Genomic DNA, 18,105 nt, shown 5'->3' on the forward strand with positions numbered 1-18,105 from the left:
CGCCCACCCCCTATAAAAACACAAAACATATCGCGGGCAGCTTCTTTTTTTTATACGCCACCGGCCGCGCCCGGGGGGGGGGGGGGGGGGGGCCGGGGGGGGGGGGGGGGCGCGCCCCCCCACCCCCCGCGCCCCAATCGCCGGCGGGGCTGAGATTGCCCTGCGGGCAATCCAGCCCGGCCGGGCGGACGGCATCGGCCGGATCCGGCCCGTCCGGCGTTTTTTGAGGAGCGGGGTCCGGGGCGGAGCCCCAGGAGCGGTGGCGCGGGTCAGGCCCGGAGGTCCGCCAGCTGGGCGGTGAACCACTGGGCCGGGGGGAGGGCGGTCGCGGCCGCCGCCAGGCGCTTCGTGCGGTCCGCGCGCTCGGCGTCCGGCATGGACAGCGCCGTGTGCAGCGCCTCGGCCGTCTGCGTCACGTCGTACGGGTTCACCGTCAACGCGTCCTGGCGGAGCTCCTCGTACGCCCCCGCCCCGGTCGACAGCACCAGCACGCACCCCTCCTCCGACACCACCGGGATCTCCTTCGCCACCAGGTTCATCCCGTCCCGCACCGGGTTCACCAGCGCGACGTCCGCCATCCGGTACGCCGCGAGCGAGCGCGCGAAGTCGTCCTGCACCGACACGTGGACCGGCTTCCAGTCCGCCGTGCCGAACTCCGCGTTCACCTCGGCCGCCAGCTCCCGCACCGACTCCGTGTACGCCCGGTACACCGCCAGGTCCTGCCGCGACGGGTAGGCGGACGCCAGGTGCACCACCCGGCCGCGCCATTCGGGGTGCGTGGTCAGCAGCTCCCGGTAGGCGAGGAGCCCGCGCACGATGTTCTTCGACAGCTCCGTCCGGTCCACCCGGACGATCGTCTTCAGGTCACCGACCTCCGCCCGCAGCGCCGCCAGCTTCTCCTCCACCTCCGGCCGGTGCGCCAGTTCGCGCAGCTCCTCCGCGTCGACCCCGAGCGGGTACTGGGTCACCTGCGTGAACCGCTTCTCCCCGTAGCCCGGGCCGTCCGCCTTCGACCTGTGGTGGTGCACCCCGCTCTCGGGAGTCCCGCTCGGGAGGTACGGCTGCGCGATGCCGGTCGCGTCGTCCAGGTTCGCGCTGGTGATGAAGTTGACCGCCCAGGCCCAGGTGTGGAAACCCAGCCGGTCGGCGCCGAGCATCCCCCAGAGCAGCTGCTCCCGGATGTCGTCGGGCAGCATCCCCAGGAACTCCCGCGAAGCCCACGGCGTGTGCGTGAAGTGCCCGATCCGCAGGTCCGGCCGCAGCTCCCGCAACTGCCCCGGCACCAGGGCCAGGTGGTAGTCCTGCACCAGGACGCGGGCGCCCTCCGCCGCCTCCTCGGCAAGCGCCGCCGCGAAGGCGCGGTTGTACTCCACGTACGACCCCCACCGGCGGCGGAACTGCGCGTCGAACACCGGCGTGCGCGGGATGTCGTACAGGTGGTGGTGGGTGAACCACAGCACCGAGTTCGCGATGCCGTTGTACGCGTCGTCGTACACCGTGGGATCGATGTCCAGCATGCGGACGCCGGGTTCGGCCACGCCCCGGCGGACCGCCTCCCGGTCCGCCTCCGAAAGGGCCGCGCAGATCCACACCGCGTCCGGCTGCTCCGCCAGGGCCGCGGAGAGTCCGGAGACGAGACCGCCCCCGCCGCGCCGGGCACTGAGGGTGCCCTCGGCGGACAGGGCGTACGAGAGCGGGCCGCGGTTGGCGGCTACGAGCACCTGAGAAGCCATGCGCCGAACCTAGCCCGGCCCGGGTCCCCTCAAACCGTTCCCTGCGTCACGCCACGCGGCGCAGCACGTACTCCCTGACGTCCAGCATCGGCGGCCGCTCCTCCGTGTCCACCTCGTACGTCCGCGGCACGAACCCCTCCGGCCCCCGCTCGAACTGCGTCAGCTCCGGACGTACGAGGGGGTACCCCCCGCGGTGGCCGGGGGAGTGCCCGTGCGCGAGCCGCAGCTGCGCGGTGCGGTATATCGCCGCGGCCATCCGGCCCAGCGCCTGCCCGTCCTGGTGGCGGTGGACCCGTACGCCGACGTCCACCTGGGCCAGCGCGTCCAGCCCGACCGTGTGCAGCGCGTCCACCAGCAGGCCCAGCTCGACGCCGTACCCGACGGGGAACGGCAGCCGCTCCAGCAGGGAGCGGCGTACGGCGTACTCACCGCCCAGCGGCTGGACGAAACCGGCCAGCTGGGGCCAGTGCAGGTTGAGCAGGGGACGCGCCACCAGCTCCGTCACCCGGCCGCCCTGGCCGGGGGCGTCGCCCAGCGGGCGGTCGTACATCGCCTTGACGAACTGCACGTCCGGTTCCGTCAGCAGCGGCCCCACGATCCCGGAGACGAAGTCGGCCGAGAAATCGCGCAGGTCGGCGTCAACGAAGCAGACGATCTCCCCGGACGTGGCCAGCAGGGAGCGCCACAGCACCTCGCCCTTGCCGGGCAGCGCGGGGATCCGCGGCAGGATCTCGTCGCGGTGGACGACGCGGGCGCCGGCCTTCGCGGCGACCTCGGCCGTCCGGTCGCTGGAGCCCGAGTCGACCACCACCAGTTCGTCCACCAGGGGGAACGGCAGTCCCTCGATCAGCTCGCGCCGGATCACCTCGACGATCGCGCCGACCGTCGCCTCCTCGTCGAGCGCGGGCAGCACCACGCTGACCGTGGTCCCAGCCGCCCGTTTCCGGTCCAGCAGCTGGTCGAGCGGTCGGTCGGCGGCGGACCAGGAGCGGTCTGCCAGCCAGCGCTCCACCTCTTCCAGCACCCTTGGACTCCCTGCATCGTCACTTGTCCGGGCCGATATGCGATCCATCTCGCGGTTCGGACGGCTGTCTCAACCGCCCTGCCCTTCGGTTACAGTCTTGAACAACGCAAAGGACCACCGCATGCCGGGGGTCCTTGCGCACAAACGCCCGGAGCGCCATGGAGCGCGCGGTCCGGTGCCATACCGCTCATCCAGAGGGGCAGAGGGACACGGCCCGTTGAAGCCCCGGCAACCCTCCAGTCGGTTCTCGCGATGCGTTTTCACGCACCCCCGCGAGGTCCCCGGCTAGGGAAGGTGCCAATTCCGTCTCATGGCGAAGTGCGCCATGGGGAAGATGAGGAGAAAGGGCCTCGCCATCATGGCTGCACTGACTGATCCCACCTCTGTCGATCTCGGACCTGCCACCGGGCTTTCCTGTCGTGAGTGCGGTACCCGCTTCGAGCTCGGACCGATCTTCGCGTGCGTCGAGTGCTTCGGACCTCTGGAAGTCGCCTACGACCTCCCGACAGGAGACCCCGAGGCCCTGCGCGCCGCCATCGAGGCCGGCCCGAACAACATCTGGCGGTACGCGCCGCTGCTGCCCGTCCCCGCGGACGTGGCCTCCAAGCCGAGCCTGAACCCGGGCTTCACCAAGCTCGTGGACGCGCAGAACCTGGCCAAGGAGCTCGGCGTCACCGGCAAGCTCTACGTCAAGGACGACTCCGGCAACCCGACGCACTCCTTCAAGGACCGCGTCGTCGCGATCGCCGTCGAGGCCGCCCGCGCCTTCGGCTTCACCACCCTGTCCTGCTCCTCCACCGGCAACCTGGCCGGCGCCGTCGGCGCCGCGGCCGCCCGGGCCGGTTTCCGCTCCTGCGTGTTCATCCCCCACGACCTGGAGCAGGGCAAGGTCGTCATGGCCGGTGTCTACGGCGGCGACCTGGTCGGCATCGAGGGCAACTACGACGACGTCAACCGCTTCTGCTCCGAGCTCATCGGCGACCCGCTGGGCGAGGGCTGGGGCTTCGTCAACGTCAACCTGCGCCCGTACTACGGCGAGGGCTCCAAGACCCTGGCGTACGAGATCTGCGAGCAGCTCGGCTGGCAGCTGCCCGACCAGATCGTCATCCCGATCGCGTCCGGCTCGCAGCTGACGAAGATCGACAAGGGTCTGCAGGAGCTGATCAAGCTCGGCCTGGTCGAGGACAAGCCGTACAAGATCTTCGGTGCCCAGGCCGAGGGCTGCTCCCCGGTCTCCACCGCCTTCAAGGCCGGCCACGACGTGGTCCGCCCGCAGAAGCCGAACACCATCGCCAAGTCCCTCGCCATCGGCAACCCGGCGGACGGCCCGTACGTCCTGGACATCGCCCGGCGCACCGGCGGCTTCGTCGAGGACGTCAACGACGAGCAGGTCGTCGAGGCCATCAAGATCCTCGCGCAGACCGAGGGCATCTTCGCCGAGACCGCGGGCGGCGTGACGGTCGGCGTCACGAAGAAGCTCATCGAGAACGGGCAGCTCGACCCGGCGCTCACCACCGTCGTCCTGAACACGGGTGACGGCCTCAAGACCCTGGAGGCGGTGGCCGCGGACAGCGGGCAGACCGCCACCATCCGCCCGAGCCTGGACGCGTTCCGCGCCGCCGGCCTGGCCTGACCACCTCCCCCCGCTCCACCGGAAAGGCAGTAGCACCATGAGCGTCAACGTCCGCATCCCCACCATCCTGCGCACCTACACCGGCGGCAAGGCCGAGGTCCCGGCCGAGGGCACGACCCTGTCCGAGGTCATCGCGTCGCTGGAGAAGAGCCACCCGGGCATCGCCGCCCGCGTCCTGGACGACCAGGGCAAGCTGCGCCGCTTCGTGAACGTCTACGTCAACGACGACGACGTGCGCTTCGAGGGAGGGCTGGAGGCGGCGACGCCGGACGGCGCCGGTGTCTCGATCATTCCCGCCGTCGCCGGAGGCTGACCGGACATGCGCCGTGCCGGCGGCTGCTGACACGCGAAAACCGTAATTGCCCCCTCCGCTAAAAGCGGAGGGGGCAATTCTGTTTGATTGGGCACGGTAGAGTTGGGGAAGTCCCCTCCGCTGGACTTGCCCGCCGCATATGAACGGGTCGCGTGAGGGTCGACATCGGGTCAATGTGCGGGTGCGGTATGGGGCTTTGGCGAGATATGCCAGGCCCGAGTTGCCCTGGGATATGCCAAATTTTCACTCTATTTCAATGTTTCCGAGTGTCCAGATTTCTCGTCGGATTGACCTGTTGCAGACAGCACCGACGCGGATACATTCAGCCTCGGTCGACGCGTTCCGGCGCAAGTTCTGACCCGGGAGCGCGAAGTGCGTTCCTGCGCAAGGGCCAGTAATAGGGGAGTTAGGCATGGCTCAGGGCACCGTCAAGTGGTTCAACGCGGAGAAGGGCTACGGCTTCATCGCGGTCGACGGTGGTGCGGATGTGTTCGTCCACTACAGCGCCATCCAGATGGACGGGTACCGCACCCTTGAAGAGGGTCAGCGGGTCGAGTTCGAGATCTCGCAGGGCCAGAAGGGTCCGCAGGCGGACATGGTCAAGCTCGCACTCGGCTAGTCCCGGCGCGATCGACCGCCCACGCGTACGCAAGAGGGGCCCACATCCTGGACACGGGGTGTGGGCCCCTCGTGCGTTCGCGGGGGCGTTGGCCCAAGCCGCTTGCACTCGTGGGGGTCGAGTGCTAATCATTGGCGTTAGCACTCTCCAGGTGAGAGTGCTACCAAACTGAGGACCGGGTCGGTGAGGCCCGCAGCGTCCGGCGGGAAGGAACCGCCGGGCACGCAGGCCGTCCGTCGCGGGCGCGGGCGCGGTCCGGGAGCAATCCACCGCTGTCCGGGAGGACCACTTCAGATGGCCAAGATCATTGCGTTCGACGAGGAGGCCCGGCGCGGTCTCGAGCGTGGGATGAACCAGCTCGCCGACGCCGTCAAGGTCACCCTTGGCCCCAAGGGTCGCAACGTCGTCCTTGAGAAGAAGTGGGGCGCGCCCACGATCACCAACGATGGTGTCTCCATCGCCAAGGAGATCGAGCTCGAGGACCCGTACGAGAAGATCGGCGCCGAGCTGGTCAAGGAAGTCGCCAAGAAGACGGACGACGTCGCCGGCGACGGTACGACCACCGCCACCGTGCTGGCCCAGGCGCTCGTCCGCGAGGGCCTGCGCAACGTGGCCGCCGGCGCCAACCCGATGGCCCTCAAGCGCGGCATCGAGAAGGCCGTCGAGGCCGTCTCCGGCGCCCTGCTGGAGCAGGCGAAGGATGTCGAGACCAAGGAGCAGATCGCTTCCACGGCCTCCATCTCCGCCGCCGACACCCAGATCGGCGAGCTCATCGCCGAGGCCATGGACAAGGTCGGCAAGGAAGGCGTCATCACCGTCGAGGAGTCCCAGACCTTCGGTCTGGAACTGGAGCTCACCGAGGGCATGCGCTTCGACAAGGGCTACATCTCGGCGTACTTCGCCACCGACATGGAGCGTATGGAGTCGGCTCTCGACGACCCGTACATCCTGATCGTCAACTCCAAGATCGGCTCGGTCAAGGACCTGCTGCCGCTCCTGGAGAAGGTCATGCAGTCCGGCAAGCCGCTGCTGATCATCGCCGAGGACGTCGAGGGCGAGGCCCTGTCGACCCTGGTCGTCAACAAGATCCGCGGCACCTTCAAGTCCGTCGCCGTCAAGGCCCCGGGCTTCGGCGACCGCCGCAAGGCCATGCTCGGCGACATCGCCATCCTCACCGGTGGCACGGTCATCTCCGAGGAGGTCGGCCTCAAGCTGGAGAACGCCGGTCTCGACCTGCTCGGCCGCGCCCGCAAGGTCGTCATCACCAAGGACGAGACCACCATCGTCGACGGTGCCGGTGACAGCGACCAGGTCGCCGGTCGCGTGAACCAGATCCGCGCCGAGATCGAGAACTCCGACTCGGACTACGACCGCGAGAAGCTCCAGGAGCGCCTCGCGAAGCTGGCCGGCGGCGTGGCCGTCATCAAGGCCGGCGCCGCGACCGAGGTCGAGCTCAAGGAGCGCAAGCACCGCATCGAGGACGCCGTTCGCAACGCGAAGGCGGCCGTCGAGGAGGGCATCGTCGCCGGTGGTGGCGTGGCCCTGCTGCAGGCCTCCGCGGTCTTCGAGAAGCTGGAGCTCACGGGCGACGAGGCGACCGGCGCCAACGCCGTGCGCCTGGCCCTGGAGGCCCCGCTCAAGCAGATCGCCGTCAACGGTGGTCTCGAGGGTGGCGTCGTCGTCGAGAAGGTCCGCAACCTGCCGATCGGTCACGGCCTCAACGCCGCGACCGGCGAGTACGTGGACATGATCGCCGAGGGCATCATCGACCCGGCCAAGGTCACGCGCTCCGCGCTGCAGAACGCCGCGTCGATCGCCGCGCTGTTCCTGACCACCGAGGCCGTCATCGCCGACAAGCCCGAGAAGGCCGGCGCCGGCGCCCCGGGCGGCATGCCGGGCGGTGACATGGACTTCTGATCCTCCCGCGGCTCAGGCCGCCGGTCGATCGGCTGTTCTCGAACGAGGGCGGCACTCCCTGCGGGGGGTGCCGCCCTCGGGCGTTTCGCGGCCGGCACTAGAAGCCCGTGGTGTCGAGCTCGAAGCCGAAGGGCTCCGGGACGGGCAGCGTCTCACCGAAGGACACCGTCCGGCGGGAGCGGTACCCGTGCGGGGAGGGGTCCCAGAAGCAGGTGATCTCCGCGTCCTGCATGTCGACGACCAGGTAGACCGGTACGAGGCGGCCGTACACGTTCAGCTTCTCGTTCCAGTCCGCGTCCTTGGTCGACACGGAGGTGAACTCCGCGACCAGTGACAGGGCCGCGCTGTCCGCGTGACGGCCCTCCTCGTCGAACGCCGCCTCGTCCGCCACGAAGAGGTCGGGCCCGTAGGCCCGCTCCGCTGCCGGGAAGCTGAAGAGGAAGGGGGCGACATCGGCGACGTGACCCTCGGGGGCGTGGGCCTGTAGCTGCTCGCGTACTGCACGCATGCGCCGGTAGTAGCGCAGCTTGGAGAACGGCGACACGACGATCTTCCCCCGGATGAGCTCGGCCTTGAAGCCGTCTGGCGTGTTCATCTCCTCGACCGTGCGCAGGAGGCTCTCGAATGTCGGCGGCGACAGGCTCTCTATGGGTGTGGCCCGCTCGGTCATGGTCGTCACCGTCGTCCTCCGGATGGCGTGATGTGCCCTGAATGTGTGCCTCGTCCCAGGCTAGTGGCGGGACGCTTTCCCTGCCCGGCTTATGGGATGCATCGTCGCGAATCGCGCTGGGTTTGGTTGACTTCGGGGTATGACTGACGTGTTCATCAAGATCTGCGGGCTGAAGACGCCGGGCGACGTCGACGTGGCCGTCGAGGCCGGGGCCGATGCCGTCGGGTTCGTCTTCGCGCCCGGCAGCCCCCGTACGGTCGACGCGGCCACCGCGCGGGAGCTGGCCGCGCGGGTGCCGGACGGGGTGCTCACCGTCGGCGTGTTCCGGGGGCAGCCGGTGGCGGAGGTGCGCCGGTTCGCCGAGGAGAGCGGCGTACGGGGCGTGCAGCTGCACGGCGAAGAGGGCCCCGAGGACTTCGCGGCGCTGCGGGCCGCGGGGCGGACGCTGCTGCGGGCCACCGCCGAGCACGTGAAGCGCTGCGGCGAGTACGGAGAGGACCTGCTGCTCCTCGACGCCCCCGACCCGGGCTCCGGCAAGCCGTGGAACTGGGGGGCGGCGGACTTCGCGCCGCCCGAGGGGCGGTGGCTGCTCGCGGGCGGGCTGACCCCCGCCAACGTCGGCGACGCCGTCCGGGCCACCGGCGCGTGGGGCGTGGACGTCTCCAGCGGCGTGGAGCGGGAGCGCGGGGTGAAATCGCCCGAGCTGATCCGCGCCTTCGTCGAGGCGGCGCGCGCCGCCCGTCGCTGAATGCTTCCGCGCGATTACCCTGTGCGATGATTCCGGCATGGGCGCGTCCGGTTACGGGCAGACACCCTGCATGGACTCGGAAAAGCTCGGCTGGCTGCGGCGCCTGACGTCGCGCCTCGCCCCGGCGGGCGCCGGCGGCGCGGTCGCGGTCAGGCCGCGCCTCGCCCCCGCCTTCACCGCCGATTTCTCCTCGCCCACCCAGTGGGTCGCGGGCCGCTCCTGGGCGTATCCCGACGGCGGCCCGACGAACCCGGGCGACAACAAACTGGACCACCTCGTCGACGATCCCGCCTACAGCCGCAGCGGCGTCTTCCGGGCCAAGCGGAGGCCCGACGGCAACTGGAACACCGGGCTGCTCACCACCGAGGGCAGCGACGAGGGGTTCATGGTGCGCACCGGCGACATCCTGGAGGCCCGGGTCAGGCTCCCGGTGGAGACGGGTGCCTGGCCGGCGATCTGGACCTGGCGGGACGGCGGCCAGGAGATCGACGTCTTCGAGTACCACCCCGACAATCCGGATCTCCTGGAGCTCTCCAACCACGTCCGTCAGGCGCACCGCTACCACCGCGACCCGTCGGTGCGGCCGGGCGCCTGGGTCGACCTCAAGGTCGAGTTCGGGCGGAGGTCGGTCGTCTGGTGGGTCAACGGGGCCCGCGTGTTCGCCGACCGCGCGGGCGTGGGCCGGTCCTGGCGCGCGTACCTCATCGTGAACCTGTCCGTCTGCGCCGGGCGTTACCACCCGGCGCCCCGCCCGGGGGTGACGGAGATGGAGTACGAGGTCTCGCGGCTGTCCGTGTACCGGCCCTAGGCGGGTACTAGGCCGGCCCTAGGGCGCGCTGTCCGGGCGCGGGCGGGCGGGCGGCCGGGTCAGGGCGCGGGCCAGACCGTCATGTCCGCGGTCACCGTGCCGGACGTGCCCTTCACGTACTGGGTCGACTTGATCTGGATCACGAGCAGCGCGATGTCCCCCGACGGGTGCCTGACGCAGATCTCGCTGCCGCCCGCCGCCGCGGCCAGCGGGAACTCCTTGCTGGTGGCGGCGCGCGTGAGGAGGCTGCACGTGTCGAGGCTGCCGGTGCCCGGCTCGGCGTACAGCATGGTGAACACGCTCGTGTCGCTCACCAGCTGGCAGCCGGTCACCTCGCAGTTCAGGCGGATGTCCCCCGTGAGGTCGTCGCGCCGGACCGGATCCTTGATGCCGATCGAGTTCTTCTCGTCCAGGCGCAGCCCGGGGTGGGGGTGGGCGAGGGGCTTCGGCGGCCGGGTCGTGCCCGGTGCGGATCCGGAGGGCTTCGGCCCCTTGCCGCCGCTCGCCGACCCGGCCGACCCGGCCGATCCCGCCGGCCCCGAGGGCGTCTCCTGGGCCGCCGCGGCCGGGCCGCCCGGCTTCGCCCGGGACGCGTCCAGTTCGCGCATCCGGTCCGCCGCTCCCTTGCCCAGCCAGGCCAGGCCCGTCAGCAGCACTGCTCCGGCCGTCACCGCCGCGGCCGTGATCAGCGCGATGCGTCGCCTGCGCGCCCGCTGTTCCTCCGGTCCGAGCGGCGCCCACGGCTGTGGCGGCTGTGGCGGAAGCCAGTTCACCGGGGTCGTGTGCACCGCCGTGGGATGCGGGACCGGAGCCGGAATCTCCACCTCGGGCCCCGTCACCTCCCGCCAGACGGCGGGTCCGCCGCCAGCGTCGGCGTCCTTCCCCAGATGCTTCCGGCACCACGCCACGATCTCCGCCGGGGTGGCCCGCTCCTCCGGCTCGGAGGCCAGGCACCGGGCGATCAGCGGGCGCAGCGGCTCCGGCAGCCGGGACAGGTCGGGGTCGGAGTGCACGATCCGGAACAGCACGCTCACGGAGGGGCCGTCCCCGTACAGCGGTTCGCCCAGTGCCGCGAACGCCGCCGTCTGGCCCAGCGCGAAGACGTCGGTGGCTGCCGTGACCTCGCCCCCCGACGCCTGCTCGGGGGCCATGTACTGGGGCGTGCCGATGGCGGTGCCCGTGGCGGTGGCCGCGGTGGTGCCGGACGCCAGCGAGATGCCGAAGTCGATGACCCGGGGCCCGTCGGAGGCCAGCAGCACGTTCGACGGCTTCAGGTCCCGGTGCACGACGCCCGCGCCGTGGATGGCCTGCAGGGCCTCGGCCACCCCCGCCACCAGCCACAGCACCGCGGGTACCGGCAGCGGTCCGCGCCGGGCGACGGCCTCGGCCAGCGAGGGGCCCGGCACGTACAGGGTGGCCAGCCAGGGCGGCACCCCGTCCGCCTCGGCGTCGATCAGCTCGGCGGTGTAGGCGCCCCGGACCCGCCTGGCCGCCTCCACCTCCCGGCGGAACCGCCGCCGGAACGCCGGGTCCTCGGCCAGTTCCGGCCGCACCACCTTGATCGCCACCGGGCGGCCGCCCTGGGTGTGCGACAGGTAGACGCGGCCCATGCCTCCCGCGCCGAGCCGGGCCGCCAGGCGGTAGCCCGCCACGGTCTGCGGGTCGTCCGCCCGTAGCGGCTCGAACGCCTCGGTCGCGCTGTCCACCGGTCTCCCCCCGATTCCCCCGATCAACCGATGAGTTGATCCGCCTCACCCTAAGCGGCGGGCGGGGGCGGGGATGTGCCGGGGAGCGCGGGCGCGCGAGGCGCTCGCCGTCAGACGCCGGCGCCGAACGAGGACGCGCCGCCGTCCTCCTCGATCGCCTCCACGCCCGGCATCGCGTGCAGGGCCGCGACCTGGCCGGGGCTCAGCCGGGCGGCGAAGCCGTGCAGGGCGGTGCGGAAGACGTGGACCGGGGTGACGCCGACCATCTGCGCCACCTCGGCCGGGTCGAGGTCCCTTCGTACGGTGACGATGTACGTCGCGTGGTCGGCCTGTTCGGCGTGGGCGACGGGGGCGACGGGGGCCGCGCGGGGCACGGGTTCGGGCACGGTGACGGCGGCCAGTGCGGCGACGGCGACGGCCACGGCCACGGGCAGGGCCCGGCTCAGACGGTTTGCCATGGGGGGAGGCCATCACGCGCGGCGGGGCCGGTCAACGACGTCCGCGGGTGTGGCGCGGGCCATCGGGAGCGCACCGGCCGTGCGCCCCCGGTGTGGGGGCGGCCCATACGGGTGATCTTGCGGGAGCGGCACGGGCCTGCGGGCCGGGGCACGGTCATGGCGTCAGAGGGGAAACCCTTCTGCAGCCTGTCGGACGCGCCGTGTTGACGGGACGGTCGGCCCATCGGTCGGGCGGGGGCGGTGCTTCAAGCCGCGCGGGGGCGGCGCCCGATGGAAAGGAGGGCCGCACCCCCATACGCACATGACGTCGCGGGCGCGGCTCATCCATGCCGACCTTCCACCCCGTCAGGGAGTTTCCTCATGCGCCTGCTCGCACGCCTGGCTGCCGCGACCCTCCTCACCGTCACTCCGGTCGCGGCCGGTTCGGCCTCCGCCGCGGCCCCGGAGCCGACCCCGGTTCCGCTGCACGTGGCGCCCAACGCCGTTCCCGGCAAGTACATCGTCAGTCTCGACAAGGGCGTGGACGCCGCCGCACTGGCGGAGAAGCTGAAGCTGAAGCCGACGTTCGTCTACCAGGCGGCGATGAATGGTTTCGCCGTACCGCTGACCCCGCTCCAGCTGGACACGGTTCGCGTGAGCCCCGGGGTGAAGTCGGTGGAGTCGGACGCGACGGTGTTCGCGCCGCCGATGACGCCCGCCACCGCGACCACGGTCAAGGCGCCGGCCTCGACCTGGGGCCTCGACCGCATCGACCAGGACGCGCTGCCGCTCGACGGCAGCGTGACCGTGAAGGGCAACGGCGCCGGGGTGACCGCCTACGTCCTGGACACCGGGATCGACTACGCCCACACCGAGTTCGGCGGGCGCGCCGCCTTCGGCTTCGACGCCTTCAAGGACGGGCGCAACGGGCAGGACTGCCAGGGCCACGGCACGCACGTCGCGGGCACGGTCGGCGGCAGGACGTACGGCGTGGCGCGCAAGGTCAATCTGGTCAGTGTCCGGGTGCTCGACTGCGACGGCAGGGGCGAGTTCTCGGGGATCATCGCCGGGCTGGACTGGGTGGCCGGGAACGCCGAGCAGCCGGCCGTCCTGAACGGCTCCCTGGGCGGGGACCGGTCCGAAGCGCTCAACAACGCCGTGAACGCCCTGAGCGACGCCGGGGTCCTCCCGGTCGTCGCCGCGGGCAACAGCTCGGTCGACGCCTGCACCATCTCCCCGGCGTCCGCCCCGCGCGTATTCACGGTCGCGGCGAGCAACCGCTGGGACGAGGAGACCTCCTTCTCCAACTACGGCAGGTGCGTCTCCCTCTACGCGCCCGGCGAGCAGATCGACTCGGCCAGGATGGGCGGCGGCGCGGCGGCCCTGAGCGGCACCTCCATGGCCGCCCCGCACGTCACCGGCGTCGCCGCCCTCTACAAGGCGGAGCACCCGAACGCCGCCCCGTCGGAAGTCGTCGAGTTCCTCGACTCCCAGTCCACCAAGGACGTCCTGACCAGCGTCAGCCCGGCCACCCCCAACCAGCTGCTCTCCACCGGCGGTCTGTGACCGTCGGAGGGACCTGACGGCGGACCTGACGGCTCGGCCCGGGCCCGTGCGCGGGGGCCCGCGATCGGGCTGCGTACGCGCCGCCCGATCGCGGCTAGGCTGCGGGCCGGGGGGATCATGGACACGCCACCGTCGCTCGTGAAGCGGCTCCGGGACCACGTACGGCTCGCCGCGGCCTGCGCGTTCAGCGCCGTCGCGGTGCTGTACGCCGTCCTGTGCATCAAGTTGACCGCCGGGGACATGTCCGACGTCGTGTGCAGCTCCGGCGGCTGCCCGCGCGGGCTGGGCCCACTGGTGCTGTGGGCGCTGGCCGCCGGGCTCGTCGCGGGCGGGCTGTGGCGGTCGGCCGTGAAGGGCCGCGGGTACCGCTCGGCCGTCGGCTGGGTCGCGGCCGTCGCTGTCGCGCTCGTCGCCCTGTGGCCCGGCTGGCTCGGCTTCTCGTGGCTGCGCGGCCCGCACATGGACCTCTTCTCGTACCAGGTCCCCGACGGCCCGGGCGCGGACAGGCCGGTCGGCTCCTGGGCGGGGGACCCGTTCACAGGGTTCGTGATCCGTGGCCGCGCGGACGTCGTGACCGGCTACAACGGGGAGGGCCGCCGCGGCTGGGACCTCCCCGCCCCGGCCGGCGGCGCGGTGTGCGCGATGAGCGGGGACACCCCCTCAGGCACCGGCCTGCTCACCCTGGCCACCGCGGAGAGCACGTGCGGCAACCGCCTGATGGCGGTGGACGTCACGTCCGGCAAGCAGCTCTGGACCAAGGACATCCCGAAGCTCGTGGGCAAGCCGTCCGCGGGAGGTTCCCTGGCCGTGACCGCGACCGCGGACGCCGTACACGCCCACGACCTGGTCACCGGTGCCGAGCTGTGGCGCTCCCCGCTGCCCGCGGGCGCCGTCGCCTCGGAGGTCGCCGCGGGCCCCGACCGGGTCCTGCTCCTGGCCCGGACCGACAAGGACTGGAAGCTGTTCGCGCTCGACGCCCGCACCGGCGCCGTCGCCTGGCAGTTCCCGGTGCCCGTCGGGTACGAGTCCCCGCGCATCGTGTCGGCCTCCCCGGCCGCCGCCGTCGGTGACGGGCGCCTGCTGGTGTTCGACGAGGCGGGTCGCCCGCGCGAGCAGTCGCAGGCACCGTACGTCCCGACCACGGGCGCCACGGCGTGGCTGGTCGCCGGGGACGTGCTGTACGCGGCGGTACCGGAACGGGAGAAGCGGGAGGTCCTGGCGGCGTTCTCCCTGAAGGACGGCCGCCACCTGTGGACCCGCGCCTTCGACCACGACTGGCGGATCCGCGCGCTGGCCGCCGACCGGACCGGCCGGATCGCCGTGGTCACGGAGGGCGCGTACACCCACCTGTGGCACCTCGACCCGGGCACCGGAAAGCCGGGCGGCGAGTCGACGGTCCTGCGGGGCCTCCGGCTGGGCGAGTCGTTCGCCCTCTACGGCAGGACGTTCGTCAACCTCGACGACAACGGCCGACTGCCGCCGATCTTCGACGTTGCCCCGACCATCGGCTGGTGAGCCACGTCGCCCTGCCCGGGGTGCAGGTCGGGTTCGGGCCGGTGCCGCAGGCCACTACGGCTCGGCATACGTGGGAGGCGCATGCCGAACCGTGTCCGCCCGATCGTGGACGGCTGGTCAGAGGCTGGTGACGAACGCCGTCCAGGCCGGGCCGTTGAAGGTGAGGTGGGGGCCGTCGGGGACCTTGGAGTCCCGGACGGGGACCGTGTCGCCGCCGCCGGCTCCGCTGTGGGTGGACTTGCGCCAGGTGGCCATCTCCAGGCAGCTGCCGCCGCTGGCGTCGCTGTAGCTGGACTTGTGCCAAGTGGCCGCCGACAGGTCGTACTCAGGCGTGCTGATCATGTTCGTAATCCTCCGCCACCGATTCGATCAGGGCCAGGGACTTGCGCGGTGACAGCGCGTTGGCCGTGAGGAGATCGTAGGTCAGGGTGTGATGGGTGACCGTGGCCGGATCGTCGAACAGCTGCCCCGTTCCCATGCCTTGGATGTAGGCGAGCGGCGGAGCGTCCTCGAACGACATCAGTTGCACGAAACCACCCATCGCCGCGTGGAAGCCCGCGCTGAAGGGCAGCACCTGCACGATGATTCGGCGCGACCGGATCAGGCTCGCGATGTGGCGCAGGGCTTCTGCCAGCACCGCAGGATTCTCCCCGGCCCGGCGCAGTACCCCCTCGTCGAGAACGCACCAAAACAGCGGCGTTGTTGGATCACTGAGCAGCGAGGCCCTGGCCAGGCGGTTCGCGACCAGCTCGTCGATCTTCTCCTCCGTCGCGGTCGGATGCCCGGCGCGGAAGACCTCCCGCGCGTAAGCCTCCGTCTGGAGCAAGCCGGGAATCAGCTGCGGCGCGTATTCCCGGATCGCCTTCGCCAGAGCCTCGGCCTCGGCCGCCGCCGCGAAGTGGTCCGGGTACTTGGACTTGGCCGCAGCCCCGCAGTTGCGGACGAAGAAGCCGCCCGTGTCGAGGATGTCGTCTATCTGCCGGGCGAATTCGATGTGCATGCGGCGCGTGCCCGCTTCGAGCTGGCCGATGAACGAGCCGCTGACGAAGAGCGGTTCGCCGAGTTCGGCCTGGCTGAGGCCGGCGCGCTCGCGCGCCACGCGCAGTTCGGCGCCGAGCAGGGCGCGGGGTGAGGAGGAGGGGTCGAGGTTCTTTCCTGCCATAGCAACTCCCTGACCAACACGTGCGGTTGTTGCGGTGTCCGCGTTGAAAGGCTAGCGAGCGCGTCGCCACTCTGTGTACCGAAGGCGAATACGCAGAGTAGAAAGGTGACATGTCATGGTGCTCACGTCACAGGAGCGCATGCAGGCGGCCGAGGAGGCCGTCCGGCAGCTGAGGGAATCGCTGGCCGGGGTGGGGGTGCTGTTCCCCTCCCTGGGTGTGGAGCGGGTCTCGGAGGCCGGGGCGTACGGGCTGCCGCTGGTCGACCTGGGCCGCTGCAACCTGGACACCGCGCTCCGGCTGGCCGCCGTACTCCACGAGCGGGCCAACCCGTGACCGGGTCGTCCCGCGGCCGGCGTGATGCGATGGCCGCCCGCCTGGAGGAAGCGCTGTCGCGCGCCATGGTGGACCTGGACGGGGCACTTCTCGCCGAGGCGGCGGAAATTCTGGGCACGACGACCAGGCGGGCCACGATCAACGGCGTGCTGGCGGAGTTCGTGGCGGCCCGGCGGCCGCACGCCGAGGGGACCGCGCCGGGGTACGAGGCACCTGCGGTCTGAAGGCCCCGGCGGTCGCTGCCGCCCCTGTCGCCCCTGCCCCGGGTGGCAGTGCGGCTGCTGGATGCCTCGCCGGGCCTGCCGGCAGGCCAGTGGCTGCCGATGGCGGCCGAGCGTGGCCCTGGGTTCGGCTACGGCGCCGACGGCCTGATGCCCTTCCCGCGTGCCCTCGACCGCTTCCTGGGCGGCCTGGTGTGGGACGGCCCGGACGGCGCCGCGGGGGCGGGTCCGGACGACGGCCCCCCGCCCGCGGGCGGCTTCCCGGACGACCCCGCACCCTGGCGGCCGGAGGTCCTCCTGCTCCGTGCGCCGGACGAGGTGCCGGCGCTCGTCCGCGCCTGGGAACGGGCCGCACCGCGGCTGGAGGAGCTCCGCGGGCCCTTCGGCACCGAAGCCGCAGGCTGGGCGGCCCGGCCCGCCACCTTCGACGGGGCCGTCGCGCTCATGCACGAGTGGGGCGAGGTGGTCACGCGAGCGGGGGTACGGGGCTGGGGGCTGGTCGGGGCTCCTGTAGCGATCCCGCAGCCAGGGTCTAGGCGCGCGGCGGGAGTTGGTCGTAGGTCTTGAAGGTGTAGTGCGCGGACAGGGCGATCGAGTTGCCGGTCGCGGACGGGAGGCCGAGGCGGTCGTTCAGGAGCCGGCCCAGGGGGCCGCAGCCGGTGGCGGCGGGGGCGGTGAAGGTGTCGTCGCGCGCGTCGAACTTGATGACCGGCGGGTTCTTCGAGACCCACTGGGACTTGCCCGTGCGCTTGAGGCGGATCTCGATGGGGGTCTCGCCGGCGCCGATGACGCAGCCGTCGGGCAGCGCCGGGCCGATGGCGCGGAAGCGGAGGGTGAACAGGCCCATGTCGTCGCCGACGGAGTAGAAGTCGGACCGGCCGCCGTACTCCGGCTGGAGGGAGAGCCGTCCGAGGCGGGGGTTGGGGTGGCCGGCGGGGACGCCGAGGATGCCGCCGGGGACGTCGGTCGGGCCGCCGCGCAGGGCGCCCCAGACCTGGCCGGCGGCGCCGTCGGGCAGCGGGCCCTCGGCGTGGGTGATGGTCATCGGGGCCAGCTCGGGCAGGGTGCGGCTGCCGAGGGTCAGGGAGCCGGTGGCGGTGAGGACCTCGCACTTCCAGCGGGCCGCGTCGACCCCGGCGGGGAGGGCGGGGCAGTCGCCGAAGTCGTACGAGGGCGCCGGTCCGGCCGCGCCGGCCGCGCCGGCCACGCCGGTGGCGGTGACGGTGGCGGCGGCGAGTACGGCGGCGAAGGCGATCCCGGCGGCCCCGTGCCGGACGGCCGAGGGGCGCTTGTCAGTGGTGATCTGCATGCCGCCCAGCCTGCCGCCGCGCCGCGCGCACCGGCTATCGGGGCGTCCCCCTGCCCTACCCCGAGCTCTCCCTGACTTCGTGTCAGGGCTGCCCCTCAGGCAGAGCGGAAGCACAGGCGGAGGTACTGGGCGTACGGGGACGCCGCGTCGAAGAGCTGTTGGCCCAGGTGTTCGGGGACGGCCGGGCCCCAGAGCCGGACCTGGTCGCAGTCGTAGCAGAACGCCGCCTCGAAGAGCGGCTCCGCGCCGTCGTCCCCGTACGCCCGGATGCCCCAGCCCGGTCGAACAGGCACAGGCTGACCCGGCCGGCGGGCAGCTTTCCGATCACCGTCAGGGCCTCGGCCGCCCGGGGGCCGTGCCAGTGGGCCGGCAGTTCGCCGGTCATCGCGT

At 71.9% G+C, this 18,105-nt stretch carries 20 protein-coding genes and 1 riboswitch; of the genes, 11 read left to right on the forward strand and 9 right to left on the reverse strand.

All coding sequences use genetic code 11. The features are described from left to right. Positions 1–269: 269 nt before the first annotated feature. Together ACFCZ1_RS10630 and ACFCZ1_RS10635 are read right to left on the reverse strand one after the other, a co-directional pair. Positions 270–1,733 (reverse strand): trehalose-6-phosphate synthase, encoded by a 1,464-nt coding sequence (locus ACFCZ1_RS10630; RefSeq protein ID WP_376678007.1) that lies wholly within the window; start codon positions 1,731–1,733, stop codon positions 270–272. A gap of 46 nt (positions 1,734–1,779) precedes the next feature. Beyond that, positions 1,780–2,757 carry a glucosyl-3-phosphoglycerate synthase gene (locus tag ACFCZ1_RS10635; protein ID WP_376678008.1) on the reverse strand — a complete coding sequence of 326 codons (978 nt, stop codon included), beginning with the start codon at positions 2,755–2,757 and terminating at the stop codon, positions 1,780–1,782. Positions 2,758–2,941: 184 nt separating this feature from the next. Further along, positions 2,942–3,098, forward strand: a riboswitch (SAM riboswitch). Between ACFCZ1_RS10635 and thrC the strand changes: the two genes are divergently transcribed. The 4 genes from thrC to groL all read left to right on the forward strand — a co-directional run bounded on the left by thrC (position 3,092) and on the right by groL (position 7,239). Then, positions 3,092–4,390 carry a threonine synthase gene (thrC, locus tag ACFCZ1_RS10640; protein ID WP_376678009.1) on the forward strand — a complete coding sequence of 433 codons (1,299 nt, stop codon included), beginning with the start codon at positions 3,092–3,094 and terminating at the stop codon, positions 4,388–4,390. (Overlaps the previous riboswitch by 7 nt.) Positions 4,391–4,427: 37 nt before the next feature. Beyond that, a complete protein-coding gene (locus ACFCZ1_RS10645) occupies positions 4,428–4,703 on the forward strand; it encodes a MoaD/ThiS family protein (protein WP_376678010.1) in 276 nt (91 codons plus the stop codon). Between the two features lie 412 nt (positions 4,704–5,115). After that, positions 5,116–5,322: a cold-shock protein gene (locus ACFCZ1_RS10650; RefSeq protein WP_030009783.1), complete on the forward strand. Its 207-nt coding sequence runs from the start codon at positions 5,116–5,118 to the stop codon at positions 5,320–5,322. 294 nt (positions 5,323–5,616) lie between these two features. Then, positions 5,617–7,239 carry a chaperonin GroEL gene (gene groL, locus ACFCZ1_RS10655; protein ID WP_328926339.1) on the forward strand — a complete coding sequence of 541 codons (1,623 nt, stop codon included), beginning with the start codon at positions 5,617–5,619 and terminating at the stop codon, positions 7,237–7,239. Between the two features lie 97 nt (positions 7,240–7,336). On the opposite strand, the gene ACFCZ1_RS10660 is transcribed toward groL, so the two are convergent. After that, complete coding sequence (locus tag ACFCZ1_RS10660; RefSeq protein WP_376678245.1) at positions 7,337–7,909, reverse strand: Uma2 family endonuclease; 573 nt, start codon at positions 7,907–7,909, stop codon at positions 7,337–7,339. A gap of 139 nt (positions 7,910–8,048) precedes the next feature. On the opposite strand from ACFCZ1_RS10660, the gene ACFCZ1_RS10665 reads away from it, so the two are divergent. Together ACFCZ1_RS10665 and ACFCZ1_RS10670 are read left to right on the forward strand one after the other, a co-directional pair. Further along, positions 8,049–8,657: a phosphoribosylanthranilate isomerase gene (locus ACFCZ1_RS10665; protein ID WP_376678011.1), complete on the forward strand. Its 609-nt coding sequence runs from the start codon at positions 8,049–8,051 to the stop codon at positions 8,655–8,657. A gap of 70 nt (positions 8,658–8,727) precedes the next feature. After that, entirely contained in the window at positions 8,728–9,465 is a 738-nt protein-coding gene (locus tag ACFCZ1_RS10670) for a beta-glucanase (RefSeq protein ID WP_376678012.1), read from the forward strand. Positions 9,466–9,524: 59 nt separating this feature from the next. On the opposite strand, the gene ACFCZ1_RS10675 is transcribed toward ACFCZ1_RS10670, so the two are convergent. Beyond that, positions 9,525–11,171 carry a serine/threonine-protein kinase gene (locus ACFCZ1_RS10675; protein WP_376678013.1) on the reverse strand — a complete coding sequence of 549 codons (1,647 nt, stop codon included), beginning with the start codon at positions 11,169–11,171 and terminating at the stop codon, positions 9,525–9,527. Positions 11,172–11,281: 110 nt separating this feature from the next. Continuing rightward, entirely contained in the window at positions 11,282–11,629 is a 348-nt protein-coding gene (locus ACFCZ1_RS10680) for a protease inhibitor I9 family protein (RefSeq protein ID WP_376678014.1), read from the reverse strand. A 360-nt stretch (positions 11,630–11,989) separates the two neighbouring features. Here ACFCZ1_RS10680 and ACFCZ1_RS10685 point away from each other — a divergent pair, with 360 nt between their 5' ends. Then, positions 11,990–13,174 (forward strand): S8 family peptidase, encoded by a 1,185-nt coding sequence (locus ACFCZ1_RS10685; RefSeq protein WP_376678015.1) that lies wholly within the window; start codon positions 11,990–11,992, stop codon positions 13,172–13,174. Positions 13,175–13,291: 117 nt separating this feature from the next. Further along, on the forward strand, positions 13,292–14,689 hold the full coding sequence (locus tag ACFCZ1_RS10690) for a PQQ-binding-like beta-propeller repeat protein (protein WP_376678016.1): 1,398 nt from the start codon (positions 13,292–13,294) through the stop codon (positions 14,687–14,689). Between the two features lie 117 nt (positions 14,690–14,806). On the opposite strand, the gene ACFCZ1_RS10695 is transcribed toward ACFCZ1_RS10690, so the two are convergent. Continuing rightward, on the reverse strand, positions 14,807–15,031 hold the full coding sequence (locus tag ACFCZ1_RS10695) for a DUF397 domain-containing protein (RefSeq protein ID WP_376678017.1): 225 nt from the start codon (positions 15,029–15,031) through the stop codon (positions 14,807–14,809). Beyond that, positions 15,015–15,851 (reverse strand): Scr1 family TA system antitoxin-like transcriptional regulator, encoded by an 837-nt coding sequence (locus ACFCZ1_RS10700; RefSeq protein WP_376678018.1) that lies wholly within the window; start codon positions 15,849–15,851, stop codon positions 15,015–15,017. The genes ACFCZ1_RS10695 and ACFCZ1_RS10700 overlap by 17 nt, the downstream gene beginning before the upstream one ends. Positions 15,852–15,966: 115 nt before the next feature. On the opposite strand from ACFCZ1_RS10700, the gene ACFCZ1_RS10705 reads away from it, so the two are divergent. Genes ACFCZ1_RS10705 through ACFCZ1_RS10715 form a run of 3 tightly spaced genes read left to right on the forward strand, consistent with a single transcriptional unit; the run spans position 15,967 to position 16,973 of the window. Then, complete coding sequence (locus ACFCZ1_RS10705) at positions 15,967–16,185, forward strand: hypothetical protein (protein ID WP_376678019.1); 219 nt, start codon at positions 15,967–15,969, stop codon at positions 16,183–16,185. Continuing rightward, positions 16,182–16,409, forward strand: coding sequence for a type II toxin-antitoxin system VapB family antitoxin (locus tag ACFCZ1_RS10710; protein ID WP_376678020.1), 228 nt, complete (start codon positions 16,182–16,184; stop codon positions 16,407–16,409). The genes ACFCZ1_RS10705 and ACFCZ1_RS10710 overlap by 4 nt, the downstream gene beginning before the upstream one ends. Positions 16,410–16,451: 42 nt before the next feature. Further along, positions 16,452–16,973 (forward strand): hypothetical protein, encoded by a 522-nt coding sequence (locus tag ACFCZ1_RS10715; RefSeq protein ID WP_376678021.1) that lies wholly within the window; start codon positions 16,452–16,454, stop codon positions 16,971–16,973. Here the strand turns inward: ACFCZ1_RS10715 and ACFCZ1_RS10720 are convergent. Beyond that, positions 16,939–17,715, reverse strand: coding sequence for a hypothetical protein (locus ACFCZ1_RS10720; RefSeq protein WP_376678022.1), 777 nt, complete (start codon positions 17,713–17,715; stop codon positions 16,939–16,941). The two genes, ACFCZ1_RS10715 and ACFCZ1_RS10720, sit on opposite strands and share 35 nt — an antisense overlap. A gap of 95 nt (positions 17,716–17,810) precedes the next feature. After that, positions 17,811–18,008, reverse strand: coding sequence for a hypothetical protein (locus ACFCZ1_RS10725; RefSeq protein WP_376678023.1), 198 nt, complete (start codon positions 18,006–18,008; stop codon positions 17,811–17,813). Between the last annotated feature and the right edge of the window lie 97 nt (positions 18,009–18,105).

It is taken from the genome of Streptomyces sp. NPDC056224, assembly GCF_042267665.1.
Taxonomy (GTDB): Bacteria; Actinomycetota; Actinomycetes; order Streptomycetales; family Streptomycetaceae; genus Streptomyces.